The organism is Sphingomonas sp. Leaf67 (genome assembly GCF_001421965.1).
Lineage (GTDB): Bacteria > Pseudomonadota > Alphaproteobacteria > Sphingomonadales > Sphingomonadaceae > Sphingomonas.
Map to the genome: position 1 here is coordinate 158,079 of NZ_LMLP01000019.1, position 23,305 is coordinate 181,383.

15 protein-coding genes are annotated in these 23,305 nt (G+C 66.0%); 8 read left to right on the top strand and 7 right to left on the bottom strand.

What is annotated here, in order from left to right; translation table 11 throughout:
* The first annotated feature begins 125 nt into the window (after positions 1-125).
* A complete protein-coding gene (locus tag ASE90_RS10230) occupies positions 126-1,157 on the top strand; it encodes a LacI family DNA-binding transcriptional regulator (RefSeq protein WP_235531748.1) in 1,032 nt (343 codons plus the stop codon).
* A gap of 51 nt (positions 1,158-1,208) precedes the next feature.
* Here the strand turns inward: ASE90_RS10230 and ASE90_RS10235 are convergent, their stop codons facing one another.
* Both ASE90_RS10235 and ASE90_RS10240 read right to left on the bottom strand, forming a co-directional pair.
* Positions 1,209-2,297, bottom strand: coding sequence for an SPL family radical SAM protein (locus ASE90_RS10235; RefSeq protein WP_055999713.1), 1,089 nt, complete (start codon positions 2,295-2,297; stop codon positions 1,209-1,211).
* Positions 2,298-2,355: 58 nt separating this feature from the next.
* Positions 2,356-4,059 carry an alpha-glucosidase gene (locus ASE90_RS10240; protein ID WP_055999716.1) on the bottom strand — a complete coding sequence of 568 codons (1,704 nt, stop codon included), beginning with the start codon at positions 4,057-4,059 and terminating at the stop codon, positions 2,356-2,358.
* A gap of 220 nt (positions 4,060-4,279) precedes the next feature.
* Between ASE90_RS10240 and ASE90_RS10245 the strand changes: the two genes are divergently transcribed.
* From ASE90_RS10245 to ASE90_RS10255, 3 genes are all read left to right on the top strand, one after another.
* The gene (locus tag ASE90_RS10245; protein ID WP_082449706.1) at positions 4,280-7,174 is read left to right on the top strand and encodes a TonB-dependent receptor; all 2,895 of its coding nucleotides are present in this window, start codon (positions 4,280-4,282) and stop codon (positions 7,172-7,174) included.
* Between the two features lie 75 nt (positions 7,175-7,249).
* Positions 7,250-8,746 (top strand): tryptophan halogenase family protein, encoded by a 1,497-nt coding sequence (locus ASE90_RS10250; RefSeq protein ID WP_055999722.1) that lies wholly within the window; start codon positions 7,250-7,252, stop codon positions 8,744-8,746.
* Positions 8,743-10,200, top strand: a complete 1,458-nt coding sequence (locus ASE90_RS10255) for a tryptophan halogenase family protein (protein WP_055999725.1) — start codon at positions 8,743-8,745, stop codon at positions 10,198-10,200. The genes ASE90_RS10250 and ASE90_RS10255 overlap by 4 nt, the downstream gene beginning before the upstream one ends.
* A 1-nt stretch (position 10,201) precedes the next feature.
* On the opposite strand, the gene ASE90_RS10260 is transcribed toward ASE90_RS10255, so the two are convergent.
* Positions 10,202-11,407, bottom strand: coding sequence for a glycosyltransferase (locus ASE90_RS10260; protein WP_162235078.1), 1,206 nt, complete (start codon positions 11,405-11,407; stop codon positions 10,202-10,204).
* Between the two features lie 14 nt (positions 11,408-11,421).
* Complete coding sequence (locus ASE90_RS20140) at positions 11,422-12,333, bottom strand: hypothetical protein (RefSeq protein ID WP_055999730.1); 912 nt, start codon at positions 12,331-12,333, stop codon at positions 11,422-11,424.
* A gap of 261 nt (positions 12,334-12,594) precedes the next feature.
* Between ASE90_RS20140 and ASE90_RS10270 the strand changes: the two genes are divergently transcribed.
* The 3 genes from ASE90_RS10270 to ASE90_RS10280 all read left to right on the top strand — a co-directional run bounded on the left by ASE90_RS10270 (position 12,595) and on the right by ASE90_RS10280 (position 16,030).
* Positions 12,595-13,434 (top strand): glycosyltransferase family 2 protein, encoded by an 840-nt coding sequence (locus ASE90_RS10270; protein ID WP_082449708.1) that lies wholly within the window; start codon positions 12,595-12,597, stop codon positions 13,432-13,434.
* Between the two features lie 66 nt (positions 13,435-13,500).
* On the top strand, positions 13,501-14,997 hold the full coding sequence (locus tag ASE90_RS10275) for a lipopolysaccharide biosynthesis protein (protein WP_055999735.1): 1,497 nt from the start codon (positions 13,501-13,503) through the stop codon (positions 14,995-14,997).
* 31 nt (positions 14,998-15,028) lie between these two features.
* Positions 15,029-16,030, top strand: coding sequence for a glycoside hydrolase family 5 protein (locus tag ASE90_RS10280; protein WP_055999738.1), 1,002 nt, complete (start codon positions 15,029-15,031; stop codon positions 16,028-16,030).
* A 61-nt stretch (positions 16,031-16,091) separates the two neighbouring features.
* Here ASE90_RS10280 and ASE90_RS10285 read toward each other — a convergent pair whose 3' ends face one another.
* The 3 genes from ASE90_RS10285 to ASE90_RS10295 are packed head-to-tail and all read right to left on the bottom strand — an operon-like array spanning position 16,092 to position 20,470.
* Complete coding sequence (locus tag ASE90_RS10285) at positions 16,092-16,484, bottom strand: response regulator (RefSeq protein ID WP_055999740.1); 393 nt, start codon at positions 16,482-16,484, stop codon at positions 16,092-16,094.
* A complete protein-coding gene (locus ASE90_RS10290; RefSeq protein WP_268795008.1) occupies positions 16,477-19,920 on the bottom strand; it encodes a CheR family methyltransferase in 3,444 nt (1,147 codons plus the stop codon). Before ASE90_RS10290 ends, ASE90_RS10285 begins: the two co-directional genes overlap by 8 nt.
* Positions 19,913-20,470, bottom strand: a complete 558-nt coding sequence (locus ASE90_RS10295) for a PAS domain-containing protein (protein WP_056000175.1) — start codon at positions 20,468-20,470, stop codon at positions 19,913-19,915. Before ASE90_RS10295 ends, ASE90_RS10290 begins: the two co-directional genes overlap by 8 nt.
* A gap of 300 nt (positions 20,471-20,770) precedes the next feature.
* Here ASE90_RS10295 and ASE90_RS10300 point away from each other — a divergent pair, with 300 nt between their 5' ends.
* A complete protein-coding gene (locus ASE90_RS10300) occupies positions 20,771-23,263 on the top strand; it encodes an ATP-binding protein (protein WP_235531749.1) in 2,493 nt (830 codons plus the stop codon).
* The last annotated feature ends 42 nt before the right edge of the window (positions 23,264-23,305 follow it).

A 23,305-nucleotide genomic window follows, 5' to 3' on the forward strand; every position in this document is an offset into this window, starting at 1 on the left:
GCCCGATATCGGCACTTGCCGGGCGTGGTCCGGCACCGATACGGTGCGCCGATGGACGACCGCGTATCGCGCAGCGTGCGGCGTCGATCGGCCATCGCGATCCGCAATCCATCGCAGAGAGACGCTTGACCCAACCCCCTCGCCGACGTCGCAGCGTCACGATCATCGATGTCGCGAAACACGCCGGGGTATCGCCGATGTCGGTGTCGCGGGTCATCAACGGCGACAGCGGCGTGCGCAGGGAGACCCGCGCGATCGTCAACGATGCGATCCGCGAACTGAACTACAAGCCGAATCTGATGGCACGCAGTCTGGTGACGTTGCAGGAGATCCGCATCGGCGTGATCTATTCCAACCCCAGCGCCGCGTTCATGAGCGATTTTCTGGCCGGCGTGTTCGAGGAGGCATCGAACCGCGCGGCGCAGTTGATCCTGCTGAAAGGGCAAGCCGGCGGCGCGCCGACCGCCGATGCGGTCAGGCGGTTGCTGGGTTCCGGCATCGGCGGTGTAATCCTCGCTCCACCGCTGGGCGAGGCGGAAGGTCTGCGCAGAATGCTGCACGATGCCGCATTGCCGGTGGCGGTGGTCGGTGCCGTCGCCAGCGACGCGATCTCGGTCGGGATAGACGATCACCGCGCAGCACGTGACATGACCCGCCACCTGATCGCGATGGGGCACCGCCGGATCGGCTTCGTCGTGGGCAATCGCGGACAGCAGGCGAGCATCGCCCGGCTCGACGGGTTCCGCGCCGCCGTCGCCGATGCGGGCGACGTCACGGCGACGATCGTACATGGGGATTTTAGCTATGCATCGGGCCTGATCGCGGGCGAGCGACTATTGGGGTCGGACGATCGCCCGACAGCCATCTTCGCCAGCAACGACGACATGGCGGCGGCGGTGGTTTCGGTCGCGCACCGCCGCCACCTCGACATCCCCGCCGACCTGACCGTCACCGGTTTCGACGACAGCACGGCAGCGGTCACGCTGTGGCCGCCACTGACGACGATCCGGCAACCGGTACAGCAGCTTGCCGCCGAGGCGTTGCAACTGCTGATCCGCGAGATGCGCGCCGGCAAGCCGCTGCCCGCCGAGGAACGGTTGCGGGTGCTGGAGCATGTGTTGGTCGAACGCCAGTCGACGGCACCGCCAGCCACCTGACGTTGCGCGGCGTCGCCCGCCATGACGCGCTGCCCACGGTGAACACCGCAGCTAAGTCCAGTACAATACGCGCGCGGCCGGGAGGGTCGTGGCGATCGCTTCGGCAAAAAATTCCCGCAGCGCCCGCATGGTTTCGGCGTCGTACACCTGCTTCTCGGTGCCGAACTTCGTCCGCTTGGTCGTCCGGTTCGCCGGCCCCATGTTGAGCGACGATCCGGGATACCAGCGGTCCAGCACCGCTTTCGAACCGGCGGTGAAGCGATGGGTGATGAGTTCGATCGTCAGGTCGAGATCGGGCACCGCCCCCAGCGCGGCCGCCGCATCGGCCAGCAACGCACCATAGGCTTCGCGCCACCCGTCGGCCGCGATGATCGGTGCGATCGTCAGCCCGACCGGATATCCGGCCATCGCCATCCGCGCCAACCCCGCCAGACGCGCGGCGACGGGATCGGTGCCCCCTTCGAACCGGGCGAAGGCCCGCGGGTTGATCGACGCGCGCATCCGCGTTCGACCGCGATGGTTCAGGCCGATCAGCGGCTCGACGCCGGCGAACTTGGTCGTGAAGCGCAGTTGCACCGGCGCATCCCACCGGCCGAACCACGCGATCGTCGCCGACAGGGCACCGGTGATCGGTTCCAGCGCGAGCGGGTCGGTATAGCAGGACGCCTCGAACGTCGTGCCCTCCCCGGCGCGATCGCGATTGCGCGAGGTCACGCTGCCCTGCCCCAGATAGTCGGGCAGTCCGTCCAGTATCTCGTCGAGATTGGCATAGACCCGCGTGATCGGCGGCCCCTTCAGCGACCCGGCCAGGTAACAATAGCCGCAATGCGCCGGGCACCCCTCCGCCAGATCGACCCGCCAGTCGGCGCTGGGCGCGATCGGTTGCAGCCGACGCCTGGACGGCGGCGCGACCACCACCGCCAGCGTCGCCTTCGCCGCGGCATAGGCGCGACGCGGATCGTCGGGCAGGTCGAGCGCGAGCCGGTCGCCGGGCAACAGCACGACCTCCACCCCCTGCGCCGCTGCCCGCTCGGCGATGGCGCGCCCATGGGCGAACGTCATCGACGACCGGGTGACCAGCAAGCGGCGCGGTCGCCATGCCAGCGGCGCCGGCGACGGCGGGAGGGGGACGACAGCCATCGCCCCCCAACGATCCACACCGGCAGACGGTCCGGTACGATCGCCCTGCGTTGCGTCGTTACCGGGCCGAGCGGAAGCGAACGATACAGCTGTCCCACGGGGCCAGTACCATACCGCCCTGCCCCGTGCCCGCAGCACAGGTGCGTTCGCCATAGGTCGGCGCGGGACCCGTCCAGCCGCTCGGAGCCGCCGTCCGCGCCGTCGCGCTGATATTGGCCATCACCAGCGCGCCGCTGCCGTCGGGATTGACGCGGGCAAAGGCGAAGACGGCCGGATCGCCGCTTTCGAGCGGAACATAGCGGCCGGTGCGGAAGGTCGGATCGGTACGGCGCAGTCTGGTCAGGCTGCGATACCAGTGGAGCAGCGACTGCGGATCACGCTCCTCGGCCTCGACGTTGCGCGTCCGATAGCCTTGCGCGGCCGGCAGCCACGGCGTGCCAGTGGTGAAGCCGGCGGCCGGCGCGGCACTCCACTGCATCGGCGTCCGCGCCCGGTCGCGTTCGTCGGTGCGCGGGCGTTTCGGCCCGATCGGTGCCTGCGCCAATGTTGCCTTGTCGGCGTCGCCCATGCCGATCTCCTCGCCATAATAAAGCAGGGCGACACCGGGGTTGAGCAGGGTCAGCGCCGCCGACAGCTTGGCGATCCGGTCGTTGTTCACCCCGTCGCCGAACTCGCTCCATTGGCGCGACTGGTCGTGGTTGCTGAAGAATTCGACCGGGGTCAGCCCGTCGAGCTTGGTCGCGGCCTCGTCATAGCGACGCTTCAGTTCGCCGGCGTCCAGTTTGGTGATGTTGCCGACGAGGAAGTTCATCGGCAGGTGGATCTCGTCCTTGTCCTTCCCATACACGGCGCGCAACTGTTCGATCGACCGGGTCGAGGATTCGCCCAGCAGGATCGGATTGCCGGGATAGGAATCGATGACCTTGCGCATCTCGCGCAGCACCTGATTGGTGCCGGGCAATTGCGAGTTATACGGCTTCAGCCAGACCGGATCGGCGGCGGGGTTCGGGTCCTGAGGCCAGTTGCTGTCTTCGAACAGATAGGGCGTCGCATCGAGGCGGAAGCCCGACGCGCCATGGTCCAGCCAGAAGCGCACGACGTCGAACATCGCCTGTTTCAGCTGCGGATTGGCCCAGTTCAGATCGGGCTGCTGCGACAGGAAGATATGGTAATACCATTGCTTGCGCGTCGGATCCCATGTCCAGCTGGGACCGCCGAAGATCGATTTCCAGTTGGTCGGTGGCTTGTCCGGCGTGCCGTCGCGCCAGACATACCAATCAGCCTTCGCATTGGTGCGCGAACTGCGCGATTCCTTAAACCACGCATGTTCGGCCGAACTGTGGTTGACGACCAGATCGACCAGCACGCGAATGCCACGCTTGCGCGCTTCGGCGACCAGCGTGTCCCAGTCCGCCATGGTGCCATATTGCGGATCGATCGCGGTATAATCGGACACGTCATAGCCGAAATCGGCGTTCGGCGATTTGAAGAACGGCGTGATCCAGATCGCGTCGAGTCCCAGCGATTGCAGATAATCGAGCCGCGACGTGATCCCGCGCAGATCGCCGATGCCGTCGCCGTTGCGGTCCTGAAAACTGCGCGGGTAGATTTCGTAGATCGTCGCGTGCCGCCACCACGGCTCCGCCGTCGGCGAGGTCGCCTTGGCCGGACCGGATACGCGTGGCTGGTCCTGTGCCCACGCTCCGGTCGACGGCAGAACGGTCGCCGCAAGCAACGCCGCGATGCATATGCTGTTGCGCATATCAATTCCTCTCCTCGTTACTCTACGGGTACAATGTGCAATCGATTGTCGCAAGCGTGGTTCTTGGCGTGTCGTATATGCAACAGCCTGACAACGTTACGAATACGTATGCGTACATCGGCAGTTGCAAACGATTGTGGTATTGCATATCCGATCCGGAAAGCGGGAAGTCGCCTCGGCACAAGACCGCGTAAAAAGAAGCTTCAGGAGAGGAATACACATGCATTCACGGCATATGCTCGCGTGCTCGACCGCCGCGTTGGCGCTGCTGGCGGCGACGCCCGCGCTGGCGCAGACCACCGGCACCACCATGGTACCGCCGGTCGATCCCGCCGCACCGGCGACGCAGCCTCCGGTCGGAGACCAGAGCGACACCGCACCCGCCGCCGGGGAAGCCCCGTCCGAAGACATCGTCGTCACCGGCCTGCGTGCCAGCCTCGAACGCGCGCAGTCGCTCAAGCGCAACAACAGCTCGGTCGTCGAAGCGATCTCGGCCGAGGATATCGGCAAGCTGCCGCAGTCGAGCGTCGCCGACTCGCTGGGCCGCCTCGCCGGTCTGGCGGGTGAGCGCCGGTCGGGTCGCATCAGCGGCATTTCGGTCCGCGGCTTCCGCGAAGACTTTGTCGGCACCACGCTGAACGGCCGCGAGCTGATCGGCATCGGCGACAATCGCGGCGTCGAATACGACCTGTACCCCGCCGAAATCGTCAGCGCCGCCGTCGTCTACAAGACGCCCGACGCCGCGCTGACCGCGATGGGGGTCGGCGGCACCGTCGACATCCGCACCGTCCGTCCGCTGGAGCGCAAGCGCGCGCTGATCGCGAACGGCAGCTTCGAACAGAATGGCCAGCCGTCGCGCAACCCCGATTTCAGCAACCGTGGCTATCGCTTCGCCCTGTCGTACAGCGACAAGTTCGCTAACGACACGATCGGCGTCGCGCTGACCGCCGCGACCACCTCGTCGCCGGTGCAGAATGAATTCTCCAGCGTCTGGGGCTATGACGATGGCGCGATCACGTCCGGTCCGAATGCCGGCAAGCAGGTCGTGTCGGGGTACGAAGCGGCGGCGCGCTCGCGCGTCCTGAAGCGCAACACCGTGGCCGGCGTCGTGCAGTGGCGCCCCGACGAAAAGTTCACCGCCACGGTCGACGCGCTGTACATCGATTTCGCCGACACCGGCATCTCGCGCGGCTTCATCGAACAGCTGCCGGTCGCCGCCGACGGCAGCGGTGTGTTGAGCGCCGATGGCGATCTGGTCACCTCGGCCCGGACCACCGGCTATAATTCGGTGCTGCGCAGCGATCCGCTCGACAAGCAGGGCAATCTGTTCGTCATCGGCGGCAATTTCGACTATGCCGCGACCGACAATCTCGACCTGAAGTTCGACGTGTCGCGCTCGACCAGCAGCAAGAACGATACGCGTGGCGAAAGCTATTCGGGCCTCGGTCGTGCCGGCCTGCGTTCGCAGGGGCCGAACACGATCCGCGAATGGACCTATACCGATCGCGGGCTGATGTTCGCGAACAACAGCCAGTCGTTCGACAATTATGCCGCGGTGAAGCTGGCCGGGCCGCAGTCATGGGGCGGCAGCCTCGCGCCGATCACCGAACTCGACACCCCCGCCGCCCGCGCCGCCGGCATCGGCTTTGCCCAGGCGCAGGACGGCTTCGTCAACTCCGCGCTGTTCGACGAATATCTGAACTCGGCGCGGATCGATGCGACCTATCGCTTCGACGACAAGTTCCTGAAGTCGATCAACATCGCGCTGCGCTATTCGGACCATGAAAAGTCGAAGACCAATCAGGGCTTCTTCCTGACGGCCGAAACCTATCCGTCCGACGGCCCGATCCCCGAGGACGCTCGTCGCGGCGTCGCCGACCTCGGCTGGGCCGGGCTCGGCAACGTCGTGGCCTATGATGCGCTCGGCCTCATCAACAGCGACTTCTATCGCCGTTGGGATGCCGGTTCGCTCGAACCCGATCGTCTGGGCGACACCTATTCGATCCGCGAAAAAGTGTGGCAGCCCTCGATCAAGGCCGATTTCGAGGTCCAGACCGACTTTGCGCGCGTGTTCGGCAATATCGGCGTGCAGGGCCTGATCACCGACCAGCGCGGCACCGGCTTCACCTCGCTGATCGCCTCCAACCTGCGGGTGCAGGCGACGCCGATCTCCGACGGGGCGAAATATACCCGCATCCTGCCCAGCATGAACGTGAACTTCGATCTGGGCAGCGGCCATACCCTCCGCTTCGCCGCATCGAAGGTCGTCAGCCGGCCGCGCATCGACTTCCTCAACCCCGGTTCGTCGGTCAAATTCCGCAACAACGTCGCCGAAGTGACCAGCACCGATCCCGAACGCGGGCCATGGCTGTCGACCGGCGGCAATGCCCGGCTGCGCCCGTACGAGGCCAATCAGGCCGATCTGTCCTACGAATTTTATTTCGCCAGCGACGGCTTCGTATCGGTATCGACCTTCTACAAGAAGTTGACGAACTGGAACGTCCAGAACAGCACGATCCGCGACTATACCGAATTCTACATTCCCGGGTATCACCGCGCGGTCAGCAGCGACGGTCAGACGGTCTTCACCCCCGCCACCTTCCTCGGCGTGGATACGACCTATACCGGCGGGCTGAAGGGCGATGTGAAGGGCGTCGAGGTCCAGGGATCGGTCCCGCTGCGGTTGCTGACCGGCGCGCTCGACGGGTTCGGCCTGACCGGGTCGGCGGCGCTGACCGACGGTCAGCTCGACAATGGCAGCGACATTCCGGGCCTGTCGGCGCGGGTGTTCCAGGGCACGGCCTATTTCGAGAAATACGGCTTCTCGGCGCGGGTATCGGCGAACAACCGGTCGAGCTGGCTGTCGGAGGATCGCGGCGGCAGCAACACGCTGGGGCCACTCAACCGCGCCGGGCAGACGCTGGTCGATGCACAGATCGGCTACGACTTTGCCGGGTCGGGCGTCCGCTATCTCGAAGGGCTGCGGATTTCGCTGCAGGCGATGAACCTGACCAACGAACGCGACACCTATCGGGACTCGGGGACCGGTCTGTTCCTGCGCAACGAACAGTTCGGGCGCAACTTCATGGCGAACCTGACCTACGCCATCTTTTAAGCACGGTTCACGACAATATCCTCGCCGGCAGCGTCCGGCGGGGATAGGCCGTGCCGGCACGAAGGAGAGACGCGCATGGCCGCTGCGATCAAGCGGGTCGTCATCGTCGGCGGCGGGACGGCGGGCTGGATGACGGCGGCGCTGATCGCCAAGGTCATCGGCCCGCAGGTCCGCATCACGCTGATCGAATCCGACGAGATCGGCATCATCGGCGTGGGTGAGGCGACGATTCCGCCGATCCAGCACGTCAACGCGGTGCTGGGCATCGACGAAGCCGAATTCCTGCGCGAAACCCGCGCGACGATCAAACTCGCCATCCGCTTCGACGATTGGGGCGCGATCGGCCAATCCTATTACCACAGCTTCGGCGCGGCGGGCCGCAACACCGCCTTCTGCTCGTTCCACCATTACTGGAACCGGGCGAAGCGTGCCGGCATCGCCGCCGATTACTGGGACTACGACCTCAACTATCTGTGCGCGCGCGAGGGCAAGTTCGCGAAGATTCAGGTCGACGATCCGCTTTGGCACCTGCCCTATGCCTATCATTTCGATTCCGCGCTCTATGGGCAGTATCTGCGCCGCTACAGCGAAGCGCGCGGCGTCGAGCGGGTCGAGGGGCTGGTCGAACAGGTCGCGCGGGATGGCGAGACCGGCCACGTCACTGCACTCACGCTGCGCGACGGGCGCGTGGTGAACGGCGATCTGTTCATCGACTGTTCGGGCGGGCGCGGGCTGCTGATCCAGCGGCAGTTGAACGTCGGCTATGAGGATTGGGGCCATTGGCTGCCCTGCGACCGCGCCATGGCGGTCCCGACCGCGCGTCACGACGACACGCCGCCCTATACCCGGTCGACCGCTCGCAGCGCCGGTTGGCAATGGCGGATTCCGTTGCAGCACCGGGTCGGCAACGGGCTGGTGTATAGCAGCCGCCACCTGACCGACGATCAGGCGGCGGACCTGCTGCTCGGCAATCTCGATGGCGACGTGCTGGCCGACCCGCGCATCATCCCGTTCCGCACCGGCCGCGCCCGGCGGCAATGGCACCATAATGTCGTCGCAATCGGGCTGTCGAGCGGGTTCCTCGAACCGCTGGAGTCGACCAGCATCTATCTGATCCAGTCGGCGATCGTCCGGCTGCTCCACCTGTTCCCCCATGCCGGGTTCGACGACCGGCAGATCGCCGAATATAATCGCCAGTCGCGCACCGAGTTCGAAACGGTGCGCGACTTCATCATCCTTCATTACCACGCGACGCAGCGGGACGATTCCGACTTCTGGCGACATGTCCGCACGATGCCCTTGCCCGACCGGCTGGCCGACAAGATCGCGCTGTTCCGCGCGACCGGCACGTTGACGCAGGACCCGCTCGACATCTTCATGGAAGCGTCGTGGGTACAGGTGCTGATGGGGCAAGGTATCGAGCCGGCCGATTATCACCCGCTGGCCGACGGACCGACCGATGCCGAGCTGGCCGAGCAGCTGCGGCAACTGGCGGCGATGAAGCGCGAACCGGTGCCCAACATGCCCGCCCATGATCGCTGGCTGCGCGGGTTCGGCGGGACGGCCGGGTGAGCCCAAGCTTCGTCATCCTGGGCGGCGGCACGGCGGGATGGATCACCGCGCATCTGCTCGAACGCGCGTGGCCCGACGCGACGATCACCGTCGTCGAATCGCCCGAGATCGGCACGATCGGCGTCGGCGAAGGGTCGACACCCTCGCTCAAGCGCTTCTTCGAGATCATCGGCGCGGCGGAGGCCGACTGGATGCCGCGCTGTGGCGCGACATACAAGGCCGGCATCCGCTTCGTCGACTGGAGCCCCGCCGCCCCGTGGCGCGACTATCGCCACCCGTTCACGACCCAGATCGACGTCCATACCGAGGACGCGTTCATCCTGAATTGCCGCAACCGACGCCTCGGCCATGACGTACCGGTCCGGCCCGACGACTTCCTGCTGAACGGGGTGCTGTCGGCCAAGGGCCTCGCCCCGGTCGCGCCGCCGAACTTCCCGTTCCGCATCGAATATGGCTATCACTTCGATGCCGGCCTGCTCGGCCAGTATCTGCGCGAACTGGCGGTCACACGCGGTGTCGTCCATCGCCCTGCCACGGTGACCACGGTCCGACGCGCCGAAAATGGCGACATCGCCGCGCTGGTGACGGATCGGGAAGAAACGATCGCCGGCGACATCTTCGTCGATTGCAGCGGCTTCAACGGCCTGCTGATCGAACGCACGCTCGGCGTGCCGTTCCACAGTTTCAAGGACAATCTGTTCAACGACGCCGCCGTCGTCGTGCCGACCGAGATGACCGGCCGGCCGCCGGTCGAAACCGTCGCCACCGCGCTGTCGAACGGCTGGTGCTGGTCGATCCCGCTGCGGCACCGTGTCGGCAACGGTTATGTCTATGCCCGCGATTGCCAGTCGCCCGACGCCGCCGAGACCGAATTGCGCCGGACGCTGGGGGTTAGCGATGCGGTGCCGGCCCGCCATCTGACCTTCCGCGTCGGACAGGTCGCCCGCCATTGGGAACGCAATTGCGTCGCGGTCGGCCTGTCGCAGGGGTTCATCGAACCGCTGGAGGCAACCGCGCTGCATCTGGTGCTCGGCACCGTCGAACAGTTCATCCGCCATTATCGCGACGGCGGCTGTACCGACCGGCATCGCGCCGCGTTCAACACGGTAGCAGCCGAGCGGATGGACGGCGTGCGCGACTATATCGTGGCGCATTACAAGCTGAACACCCGCACCGACACCGACTATTGGCGTGCCAATGCCGCGAACGAAGCGCTGTCCGATCCGCTGCTCCACATCCTCGACCGCTGGTTCCGGCGCGGCGACATCGCCGAGGAACTGGCACGTCAGGGACAGCGCAGCCATTTCGGCACCCTGTCATGGCATTGCCTGCTCGCCGGCTATGGCGCGTTCCCACCGGTCAGCGAGGCGCGACGCGACGACATGGACTTCTACGCCGCGCGACGGGTCGGCGCGTTTCTCGAAGGATGCAGCCGGAACTTCGCCCCGGCCTGACTCAGCGTCCCGCCTTCATCGCCGCGACGACGGCTTCGAGCTGCCGGTCGAGCTTGCGGTTGTTATAGTCGTTCACGACCCTGGCGAACGCGGCCCGACGCAGCGCCACCGCATCGACCTCCCCCCGCGCGATCCGGTCGAGCGTCGCGGCGATGCCGTCGCCGTCGCGCTCGTCGACCAGCAGCCCGCAGACGCCGTCCTCGATCAGTTCGGGAATGCCGCTATGCCGCGTGGCGAGGACGAGGACGCCCTTGGCCATCGCCTCCATCAGCGACACCGGAATGCCCTCCATATCGCCATTGGCGGCGGTGACCGACGGCAGCAGGAACACGTCCGACTGTTCCAGTTCGGCGAACACCCGTCCGTGCGGCTGCGGTCCGAGAAACGCGATCGCATCGCCCGACGGTCGTGCCGTCGCCTGCAGTTCCTGTTCCAGCGGCCCGGTGCCGATCACCTGATAGCGGATATCGGCCTTCGCCCCGGCGACACCGTCGATGGCGTAGGCGATGCCCTTCTTCTCGACCAGCCGCGCGACGCTCAGCACCCGCAACGGCGACTGGATCGGCGCGTCGAACGACGGCACCGCCGCCTCGTCGATATCGACCCCCATTCGCAGCACGGTGATCCGCGCATCGTCGGCACCCCAGCCCATCAGCCGCTCACGCCACAAATTGCTGATCGGCAGCAACCGTTCGGTCCGCGCGAACAATTGCTGGTAGAACGGCTTCATCTGCTTGATGAGCGCGATCTCGGTAATGTCCAGCCCGTGGAAGATCGTGGAGATCGGACCGTCGATGACGCCCGCCGACCGCAGGAACTCGGCGCGAACGCCCGGCGGGCCGAAATGTGCGATGATCGCGTCATAGCTGCCCAGATGCCGCCCGATCGTCCCCGCCAGATCGGCGAGCGGCGCGTTGTAGCCGCCCTTCGCCGCCTTGATCGCGCGGAGCAGCGTGGTGCGGAAACGACGGCCGAGGATCGCCGTCGCCCCCCGCCCGATCCGTTCCGCGATCGAGCGATGCGGATCGCGCGCGGTGCGGATGGCGCGCAACCGCACCTTCCCCGCCAGCGGATCGGCCACGTCGGGATGATATTTTCCGGTCACGACGGTCACTTCGTGGCCGAGGTCGATCATGCCGCGGATCTGGCGGATCACGAAGGTTTCGGACAGCACCGGATAGGCGGCGAGGAAGAAAGCGATACGCATCGGCTGGGCCATGGTCAGCCGACCAGCGACCGCAGCTTGCGGGCGATCCGCCGTCCGATACCCGGCCGTTCGACCGGTGCCGGCGCGGAGGTCGTCGGCATCGGCATGGTTGCGGCCAATGCCTGCGCGCGCTCCGGATCGGTCTTCGCCAGCAGATGCAATGCCAGCGACGGGATCAGCACCTCGCGCCGTTTGAACGCGCCGGTGACGTGATAGATATACGTATCGTCGTCGTCGCTCAGATAGGGCGTCGCATCGGTCATGTCGGCCCATTCGCCCGCCGGCAACGTCGACGCCGGCAGCCGGTTGAACGCCTTGGGCAGGATCGTCAGCGGCACTTTGGCACTGTTGAGCAAATAATAGGTCAGCGTCTGGTGCGGATATGCCGCGAACAGCATCTCCCGTGCCGCAAGGATGCGTTCGGGCGAGATCGCGTCGGCCATCCCGCGCGTGTAGAGCATGACGCCCGAGTTCATGTAATGCTCGGGGTTATAGGGAATTTCCGGCTCGCCGCGTGCCTTCAGATATTTGCGGATTTCCTTGAAGCTCAGCTCGGCATGGGCATGGCTGGTTTCGGTCAGGCCGACCGCGCCCGGTTCGATAAAGTCGAACACATTGGGCGCATCGTGCTTCACGCAGCAGGAATCGTCGACAACCAGAACCCGGTCATACCCCTCCAGCGCCAGCAGGCGCCATGGCAGGAACGCCTTCAGCGCATACACGCGCTTATGGGCGCGGCCGGGGCTGTCAGGCAGCGCCGGCAGCGGAAAGTCCTCGTCCGACGGTTCTTCGGTCTGGAGGATGAAGGTTGCCCCGCACCGCTTCGCATAGTCGCGGAACAGCTCGGACGTGACGCGCGACCATGGCCGTGCGCCGATCGCGATCATCAAAATGGCAAGCCGCTCGTTCGATCCAGCCACACTCATGGTCGAACACCTCCCTGTTTAGATCCGATCGAAACCAGCCCCCGGCACGGTACGGATCGAACCGAATTTCATGCTGCAAGTGCGAACCAATGGAGCAACCGCAAACCGATGCCAAGCCGTTTCCAGCCCCCTGCTGGTACAGGCAAGACGCGCGCAGGAATATAGCGAAATGCAGCCAAGGCACCGGCGGATCGGGAAACTATCGGGGCGCGCGCCGTAAAACCCTTTCGCTGCGGTGCGTGGTAGGCTAGGCGAACGGCCATGCAAGCTGTTTCCGTCGTGATACCTACGCACTTGCGTTCCCATCTGTTGCGCGAATCGATCGCCAGTGTTGCGGCCCAGACGTTGCAGCCGGCCGAACTGCTGATCGTGGACGATGCGAACGATCCGGCGACGCAGGCGGTGGTTGCCGAAGCCGACGCACGGCTCCCTTTTGCAGTGCGGTATATCGCGAACGACGCGGGCGGCGTCTGTCATTCGCGTAACAAGGGCGCGCAGGCGGCTACGGGCCAGTGGGTCGGCTTTCTCGACGATGACGATCTGTGGCATCCGCCATTCCTCGAACGGCTGGTCGGACTGGCCGGGCAGAAGCGGGTCGGCCTCGTGATCAGCGGCCTGTTGCACCATGAGGACGAACATAGCGTCAAGCCGCGCGCGCAGTTGACCGGCCTGACCGCCGACACCGCCCTGCAGCAGAACGGGTCGATGACGGGCAGCAACTTCGTGATCGATCGGGCCGCCTATCACCGGGTCGGCGGGTTCGATCCGGCGGTGACCGTGTTCAACGACTGGGATTTTTTCGTCCGCGTGCTCGACGCCGGTGTCACCTATGCCGTCGATCCCGAGCCGCTTGCCGAATGGCGCTTCCATCCGGGCGATCGCATCGCCACGCCGTCGCTGCGCCGGGCGGCGGGCATCGGCTTCTTCCTCGACCGGCATGGCAAGCGCATGTCGAAACAGGTGTGGCGCGATCTGGAAACGACGATGCTCGGCATCCGTCGCATCCATACGAAGAGCCGGTTCGAAAAATTGATACTCAGCGCGCAGCTGGTGCGCGCGCACGGGCCGGTGCGCTATCTGAAGCGCATCCTGCACCGCTGACGCATGGTGCCGGACGACCGACGATCGGATCGCCGGCCAGAATTACGATGAAAGTGAGACAGACTGGTGGATATCGCTGAAGCCAAACGGCGGGCGCAGGTCGGGCCGAAAGCCCTGCTGGCGCGGCGTGCCTTCACACTGACGATCTCGCTGGTATCGACCTTCACCATCGCCCGGCTGGTGTCGCCGACCGATTATGGTCTGGCGAACATGTCGCTGATCATGCTCGCCTTTGCGGTGACGCTGCGCGATTTCGGCATGACCAACGCGTTGATGCGCAAGGGCAGCATCAGCCAGGCGGAAATGAGCTTCGTCTTCTGGTTCAATTCGACGACGACGGTGCTGCTGACCGTCGCGATCGGGATCGCGTCGCCGTGGATCGCCGACTTCTACGGTCAGCCGATCATCGTCTGGACCATCCTGGCGTCGCTCGTCGGGTTCCTGTTCAGCGGCATCGCGTCGCAGTACAAGGCGATGCTGTCGCGCAACCTGCAATTCAAACGCCTCGCGCTGATCGATTCCGCGTCGCTGTTCATCGGGTTCCTGTCGACGCTGGTGCTCGCCTATCTCTACCGCAACGTCTGGGCCATCGTGCTGGGCAACGTCGCCCAGCTGGTCAGCGGCGCGATCATGTATGTCGGCAGCAACCGGTGGAAGCCCGACCGTCCGGCGAGGCCCGAAAACCTGCGCGAATTGCTGGCATTCGGTGCCAACACCTCGATCTATTCGCTGGCGCTGTTCGCCGCCGGCAACGCCGCGCCGATCATCATCGGCCGGTTTCTGGGGGCGGCACCGCTCGGCCAGTTCAACCGGGCGCAGGCGCTGTTCCAGATTCCCACGCTCAACATCGTGCAGCCGATCGCACAGGCCACCCTGCCCTTCCTCGCCCGGATGCGCCCGCATCCCGACGAATATCGCAGCGCCTATCTGGGGCTCGTCCGGCGGCTGTGTACCTTCCTGATCCCGGCATCGGCGGCGCTGTGCATCGTCGCGGTGCCGCTGGTCCGCACGCTGCTCGGCGACCGGTGGCATGATGCCGGGCTGGTGCTGGCGCTGCTCGCCCCGTCGCTGGCGGCGGTCGGGTTCGGCTATGCCGCCGGCGACCTGTTCGTGTCCCAGAACCGGTCGAGCGAGCTTCGGACGCTGGGCGTCGTCGACATGATCGTGCGCATCGTCGCCATCCTGATCGGCGTGCAGTTCGGCATCGCCGGCGCGGCGGTCGGGTTTAGCGCGGCATCGATCTTCATGGCGTTCGTCCGCGTCTTCGCATCGGGCCGTACCGGGCCGGTCGGCGGGCGGGATCAGCTTCGCTCCGGCCTGCCGGGCCTGCTGCTCGGCATCGTCGCCGCGACCGGCGCGGGGCTCGGCCTGCTGCTGTCCTATCAGTTCATGTGGTCCGATGCGGTCACGTCGATCGTCGGCTTTGCCGTCGGCGGCGTCTGCACGCTGGCATTCGGTCTGATCGTCCGGTCGACGCGCGTCGCGCTGATCGATCTGTTCGACGCGATCGGGCTGGGCAAGATCGTGACCCTCACCGGCCTGCGACGGTTCGCGGTGAAGTAACCGCCCACCGAACCCCAAGGAGACCCGGACCATGAAGATCGCCCCGCTCCTCCTCGCCCTGTCGGTATCGGCCATGCCGGCCGCCGCGGCACCGCGCCGCGACAGCCATGCGTTTCTGGAACAGGGTCGATGGTGGGGCGTGAACGTCAGCAGTCTGGAGTTCAAGGAACCGCTGCCGGTCCGGCCGCAGGACATTGATTTCTACGCCAATGCCGGCGCGAAAAGCATCCGCCTGCCCGTCAAGCGCGCCCGGCTCGACACGCCGGAGAAGCTGGCGGCGCTCGATGCGCTGATCCAGCGCGGGACGGCGCGCGGCATGTTGATGGTCATCGACGAACACAGCTATGGCAATATCGGCGACCCGGACATCCGCGACTTCTGGCTGCGGATGGGACGCCGGTATCGCGGCCAGCCGCTGGTCGCGTTCGACCTGCAGAACGAGCCAAAGGGCGGGACGTGGGTAAGCTGGGGCCCCGACGCCCGCGACCTGATCCACGCGCTGCGCAAGGCCGGGGTCGACAACCAGCTGATCCTCGAATGGCGCGGATGGTCGGGGTTCGGTCGGGCCGATCGCGGCGAGCCGCCGAAACGGGCCTGCGAAAGCGCGCTGTGCAGCCTGAACCGCGGCGGTATCTTCACGCTGGCCGATCTCGATCCGCTGAAGCGTACCTGGCTGTCGCCGCACCGCTACTTCAATCGTGGCGGCTCCGGCGCGACGCCGGAATGCCGCCCCTATCCGGCGACCGGGCCGCTCGGCAATTCGGTGAAGGCGGCGCGCAAGCTCGGCATGCGGCTCTATGTCGGCGAATTCGCGTTCGGCCGGGCCAAGACGGTGCCGAAGACGTGTCAGGCGATGGTCGACGACATCGTCGCCTTCTTCCGCACCACGCCGGAAGTGGTCGGCGGCGCGGCATGGGGCTGGGGTCCGCGCTGGTCGAAAACCTATCTGTTCCGGGGCGAGAGCATCGGCGACCGCACGAAGAGCTGGGACACCGAAAATGGTCGGCTGATCCGCTCGCTCTGGGCGAAATAGCGCGCTGTCGGCAAAGCGGGACGCAGCACGCGCCCGCCTCCGTCCGGCTGGTCCGGAACGATCAGCCGGTTGCAGAGCGGTGCGACGTTTCCCCATCCCGCATCGCCGCGCTGCGGATCGCAGCTGCCAGCGTGTCGGGTGCGCTCGGCTTGGGACAGACCATCGCCTTCGGATAGCGTCGCCGTAAGTCGGCATCGTCGGCATGGCCCGAATGGAAGATCAGCGGCACCCCGGCGGCGTGGAGCCGGTCGGCCGCCTCGAACACCGTGCCATCGGCCAGACGGACATCGAGCACCGCTGCGGCAAATGCGGCGTTGAAGCGATCGACAGCCTCCTGCGCCTCGACCAGCGTCATGCAAGGCCCTTCTACCGCGAAGCCCGCCGCTTCGATGGTCGCCTGTACGTCCAATGCGATGAACAGCTCGTCCTCGACGAGCAGAACCGGATCAGTCATGCCGCAGCACGGCGGCAGGCAACCGGATTTCCAGACGGAACACCCCGTCCTCGACCACATGGCGCGTCGTGCCGCGCAGCTGTCGCACGCTGGTTTCGACCAGCACCGATCCGAAGCCGCGCTGGCCCGATGCCGGTTGCCGGGTGTCGTCCGTTTCCTCGGTCCATGTCAGTTCTATTCCCCCGTCCCCGACCTGCCACCGGACTTGCAAGTCGCGTTGGCCGTCACTGCCCAACGCCCCATATTTCACCGAATTGGTTGCCCATTCGTGTAGAATGAGCGCCAGCGGTGACAGGCAGTTTCGGTTGAGTGCAACGACCGGACCATCGATTTCGATCCGTGCATGGTCGCGATAGGGCGCGAGCGTCGTTTCGACGATGTCGTCCAGCCCGACCGCCTGTGGCTGACCCGCCGGCGATGCCAGTGAATGCGCCGAGCCCAGCGCGGCGATCCGGCGGCGGATATCGTCAGCAAACCCTGGAACGTCGTCGTAGCTGCGCGACGCGATCGTAATCATGCCCGCGATCACCGCGAACAGGTTCTTCACCCGGTGGTTCATCTCGCGCAACATCAGCTCGCGGGTTTCGGCGACGGCATATTCGGGCGTCACGTCGATCGACACCCCGACCAGCCGCTTCGGCGCGCTGCCCGCGACGATCCGCCCGAACCCCTTTACCCAGCGCGTTTCCCCATCGGGTCGATCGACGCGGAAGGTGGCCTCGTAATCGCCGCTGCGTTCGATGGCGCGACGCAGCGCCGCCTCGACACTGATCCGGTCTTCCGCATGGATCCGGTCGAGCAACGTCGTGATATTGTCGGCATCGTCGGTTTCGAGCGAGAACAATGCGCGCTCGACCGGATCAAGGACCAGTTCACCGGACTCGGGCGCATATTCCCATACGCCGATGCCAGCGGCCTTGATCGCGATGTCGAGCCGCTCACGCTCGGCCGCCAGCTGCCGTTCCAGTGCCAGCGCCTCGGTAATGTCGGTCAGCACCAGCGTCGCGCCATCGACGGCGCCGCTCTGCTTGCGATAGGGCAAGGCGCGCATCGAAAAGATGCGCTGGCCGTCATGGGTATGGACCCGACGCTGGCGGGGCGCGGCACCGCTCACGACCGCACGGGCATCGTCGAGATGGTCGGACCCCTGCAACCGGCTGGCGACATCGGTCAACGGCCGGCCGCGATCGGCGGGCTTGAGCGGGAAGATCGTCGTCGCCGCGTCGGTATAGCTGCGCACCTTCATCTCGGCGTCGAGGACGACCACCGCGAGTTCGGTCGATGCATAGAAGTTGCGCAGGTCGGAATTGGCGACGGTCAGCTGATCGACCTTGCTTTTCAATTCGTCGTTGACGGTCGTCAATTCCTCGTTCGTCGATTGAAGCTCCTCGTTCATCGACATCATTTCTTCGTTGGAGCTTTTCAGCTCCTCGTTTGCAGTCTCCAGCTCCTCGATCGCCGAGCGCAGGCGGTGACGGGTGAGGCGCAGATCGTCCTCCAACGCCTCCATATGGTCCTGCCCCGCTTCCAGATCGCGCATGTCGTCGCCATCGACGGGCTGGAACGGACCCGTTTCGCGGAACACGAACAGCAGCGTGCCGTCGCCCAACGGGTCGCAGATCACCTCGATCGGTTGCGTCCCGTAATCGGTCTCGACGGTCACGTCGCGCGCGACCGTGCGCCGCTTTTCGTCGCGTGCCTGCCGCAACAGCGGGCCGATGACGGTGCGCAATCCCGGACGCGCCAGATTGACGGCGCTGCTGCCCCCGGTCCGCGTCACCGGAAATTCGAAATAGCGGCTGAGCTTGCCATAGGCCGACACGATGCCTCCGTCCTGATCGACGATCAGGCTGGGCGGTGCATAGCGTTCGACCACGCGCCGGATCGCCGTCGCCTCGCTGCCCAGCGACCGGCTGTCGGTCCGGTCGCCGCGCTCGCGCCGGACGACCGGCGGATAGGTGTTGGCCGGCAGGTCGATGGGATAGCTGGTCGCACCGGCCGTACGGACGAACACCCGCGCCGATGGATCGACCGGCTGGAACAGGTGTTCGAACCGGCCGACGCTTTCCGACGGCCCGAGGAACAGATAGCCCCCCTCGCGCAGCGCGAAGTGGAACAGCGGCACGACCGATCGCTGCAACCGATCGTCGAAATAGATCAGCAGGTTGCGACACGACACCAGGTCGATCCGGGAAAAGGGCGGATCCTTGACCAGGTTGTGGTTGGAAAACCGGATCATGTCGCGGATCTCCGGCGTGATCGAAAACCGGTCGGTATGTGGCACCGTATAGCGTTCGCGCAGCGCCGGGGGCAGGTCGACCAGCGCCGAGATCGGATAACTGCCCGCGCGGGCGATGCCCAGCATCTGCTCGTCGATATCGGTCGCGAAGATCTGCACCGCCAGCGGCTGGCCGCTCGCGCGCGCGGCCTCGGCGAACAGCATCGCGATGGTATAGGCTTCCTCGCCGCTCGAACAGCCGGGCACCCAGACGCGCAGATCCTCGTCACCCGGACGCAGCGCCATCAACGGTTCGATGACGCGCACCCGCAATTGCTCGAACGCTTCGGGATCGCGAAAAAAGCGCGTGACGTTGATCAGCAGATCGCGGAACAGCGCCTCGCATTCGCCGGCATCGCCGCGTACCCGCGACAGATACGCCCGGCCGGTATCGATGCCCAGCACATGCATCCGCCGTTCGACCCGGCGGTCGAAGGTCGATCGCTTATACCCCGAAAAATCATGGCCGATCGCCGATCGCAGTACGCGGCACAGTTCGTCGACGTGATCGGCGACGACATCGGCCTCGCGCTCGGCCGGATCGCTGCGCCGCCGCGCAAAAAAACGTTGCAGGCATTCGAGGATTTCACCCGGCGGCCGGACGAAATCGGTCATGCCGGTGCCGACCGCCGACAGCGGCATTCCGTCGTACCGCGCGCTTTCGGGCTGTTGCACGACGCAGACGCCGCCATTTTCCTTGATCGCGCGCAGCCCGGTGGTGCCATCGGCGCCGGTGCCCGACAGGATCACGCAGGCGGCGTTCGATTGCTGGTCACTGGCCAGCGACAGGAAGAAATCGTCGATCGGACGGCGAAGCCCGCGCGGCTGCTGGAATTCGGTCAGCTCCAGCACGCCGTCGCGCACGGCAAGGCCCCGGCCGGGCGGGATGATGTAGACGGTGTCGGCCTCGACCCGCTCGCCGCCCGCACTTTGCAGCACCGGCAGTGCGGTGGTGCGGTCGAGCAGTTGCGCCAGCATGCTTTCGTGATTGGGGTCGAGATGCTGGACGATGACGAAGGCCAGCCCGGTCGGCAGCGTCGCCGGGGCCAGCATCTCGCGCAGGGCCTCCAGCCCGCCGGCCGACGCACCGATGCCGACGATCGGCACCGCCGTCGTCTGCGGCGCGGCATCGGGCCGCGACGTCGTTCCATCATGCACCGGGGGCGGACTCCAGATCGGCGAGCATCATCTTCGCCTGTGCCACGATCGCGGCGCTGTTGGCGATGGTCAGCAACGTACCCTCGACCACGATCCCGGCATCGCCCGCGATCGGGACCAGCTTGCCCAGCGTGGCGCGCAGTTGCTCGTCATATTCGGCCAGCAATTCGGGCTGCGACCGGCTGACGTCGAACTGCGACGCGAAGACGAAATCGCACCGCCCGTCGATCCCGCGCAACCGCGACATATACAGCAGGTTGACGAACGGCCTCCCGTCCTTGCGGAAATTGACGATCGGCGTCCGCACGTTGGTCTGGTCGGGCTGCACCAGGAAATCGCGCAGCTTCGCACGCGGCTGAACGTTCGGAGCGTCGCGCTGAAGCATACGGCAGTTGCGTCCCACCACATCGTCGGCGGTATAACCGGTCAGCGCGGAGAAGGGGTCGTTCACCATCAACAGATGATTGTCGTCATGCGCGGAAGCGACGGCCAGGGCGACGCGCGACTGTCGTAGATAGTCGACGAGCGACCTTGGCAGTTCCTGTTGCACGCGCACTCCTCTTCAATTCCGGATTACCCGCAAATCCGGGAAGATAACAACCCGGTTGCGGACGGGGAACGAACGGCGACGCCGATCGACATGCCATTGCAGCCACCCCCTTGAACGATAATGCAATCCGGATCGTATTTCCGGCAGGAACACTGTAGATCACTGCGGTACTTCCGACCTATTCGGCGGGCCATGCCCAGATCAGGACTATTTACCCGCATGTTGGACATTCCTGCCGCTCTTGCAAAAGCCTCGCGAGCCCTGCCCGGTTTCCTTGCCGGTGGCGGGGACTGCGGCGCGATGATTGCAGCGCACGACTGGGCGCTGACGCCGCTCGGACCGATCGATGGCTGGCCGCAGTGTTTGCGCACGACGCTCGCCATGACGCTCCGCTCGCCGGTGCCGATCGTGCTGTTGTGGGGCGCGGACGGCGTGATGTTGTACAACGATGCCTATTCGGTCTTCGCCGATGCGCGGCATCCGTGGCTGCTGGGGGCGAACGTCCGTGAGGGCTGGCCGGAAGTCGCCGCTTTCAACGACCATGTCATGCAGGTCGTACTGGCCGGCGGAACGCTGCGCTACCGCGATCAGGAAATGACGCTGGCACGCAGCGGCCGGCCCGAACGGGTATGGATGGACCTCGATTATTCGCCGGTGCTCGACGAAGCGGGGGTGCCGGCGGGCGTCATCTGCATCCTCGCCGACACGACCGAACGGTTTGCCAGCGTCCGCCACAGCCGGTTCCTGCTGTCGCTGTCCGATGCGCTCCGGCCGCTGGCGACGCGCCGCGAGATCACGACCGTCGCCTGCGAACGCATCGCCGAATGGCTCGATGCATCGCGGGTATTCTATGCCGAGATCGGCACCGACGGGCGGATGGTCGTCGAACGCGACTATTGTCGGGGGGTGCCGTCGCTTGCCGGGGTCCATTCGCTCGAAGCGTTCGGCCCCGGCCTGCTCGACGCCTATCGCAGCGGCGTGCCGCTGGTCGTCGCCGACGTGGCGGGCGACATGCACCTGAACGACGCAGCCCGCGCCGGTCTGGCCGAACGGCATGTCGGGGCATTCGTCGACATGATGCTGTTCGACAAGACCGATCGCGTCGGCGTGCTGGCGGTCCAGTCCGCCCATCCCCGCGCATGGACGGCGGCGGAGGAACATCTGGTCCAGGAGGTCGGCGAACGCGTCAAGAATGCGGTCGAACGCGCCCGTGCCGAAGAGGGCCTGCGCCGGCTGAACGAGACGCTGGAGGAACAGGTCGCGATCCGCTCCGCCGAACGCGACCGGCTGTGGAACCTGTCGCAGGACATGCTGGCGCGTGCCGATTTCGCCGGCATGATGTCGGCGGTCAGCCCGGCGTGGACGCAGATACTGGGCTGGAGCGAAGCCGAATTGCTGTCGCGTGGGTACGCCAGCTTCATGCATCCCGAGGATACGGCCCACACGTTGGCGGCGATCGCGGGCATGGCGCAGCGGCGGCAGCCGACCCGATTCGAAAACCGGATCCAGACCCACGACGGCGACTGGAAGCATATCGAATGGACCGTCGCCCCCGAGGCCGACGGCATGAATTTCGTCGCGGTCGGCCGCGACCTGAGCAATGCCAAGGCACGCGAAGCCGATCTGGAAGTGGCGCGCGACGCCTTGCGCCAGAGTCAGAAGATGGAGGCGATGGGCAGCCTGACCGGCGGCGTGGCGCATGATTTCAACAATCTGCTGACTCCGATCATCGGCTCGCTCGACATGCTGGTCCGCAAGGGGGTCGGCAGCGATCGTGAGCGGCGGCTGATCGGCGGTGCCCTGCAATCGGCCGAGCGTGCCAAGACGCTGGTCCAGCGCCTGCTGGCCTTTGCCCGCCGCCAACCGCTGCAACCGACCGCGGTCGATGTCGCGCGGGTGATCGACAGCATGGCCGGGCTGATCGGATCGACGCTGGGACCGACGATCGCGATGCGCGTCGACCTGACCGACCTGCCCCCGGCGCGTGCCGACCTGAACCAGCTCGAAATGGCGTTGCTGAACCTGGCCGTGAACGCGCGCGACGCGATGTCCGAAGGCGGCACGCTGACGATCAGCGCGCGACACGAAACCGTCCTATCCGCGAACAGAGGCGACTTTGCACCGGGCCGGTATATCCGGTTGAGCGTCGGCGACAGCGGCATCGGCATGGACGATGCAACCCGTCGCCGCGCGATCGAGCCGTTCTTTTCGACCAAGGGCGTCGGCAAGGGCACCGGACTGGGACTGTCGATGGTCCATGGCCTGACCGCGCAGCTGGGTGGCGGGCTGACGATCGACAGCACGCCCGGCCATGGCACGGTGGTCAGCCTGTGGCTTCCGGTCAGCGAGACGGCGATCTGCGCCGACGAACCGGTCGTCGACGTCCAGCCGCTATCGGCGCGGCGCGGTACCGCCCTGCTGATCGACGACGAGGAACTGGTCCGCATGAGCACGGCGCACATGCTGGCCGATCTCCAATACCACGTGGTCGAAGCCGCCAGCGCCGAGGACGCGCTACGGATGATGGGCGACGGGCTGCGCCCCGATATCGTCGTTACCGACCATCTGATGCCGGGTATCAGCGGCGCGCAACTGGCCCGGATGCTGAAGGCCAGCCATCCGTTGCTCCCGGTATTGATCGTATCGGGCTACGCCGAGGAAGCCGGCATCGATTCGGATATCCCGCGCCTTACCAAACCGTTCCGCAACGACGAATTGCAGGCCAGTCTGACGGCGCTGGCCGCCACCGCCGCGGCAGGCGAGGACGTGATCGAGGTCCTCGAACTAACCTGATCCACCGCGCCAATGCCGGTTCGCAAGGGGACGGTTCGGCGA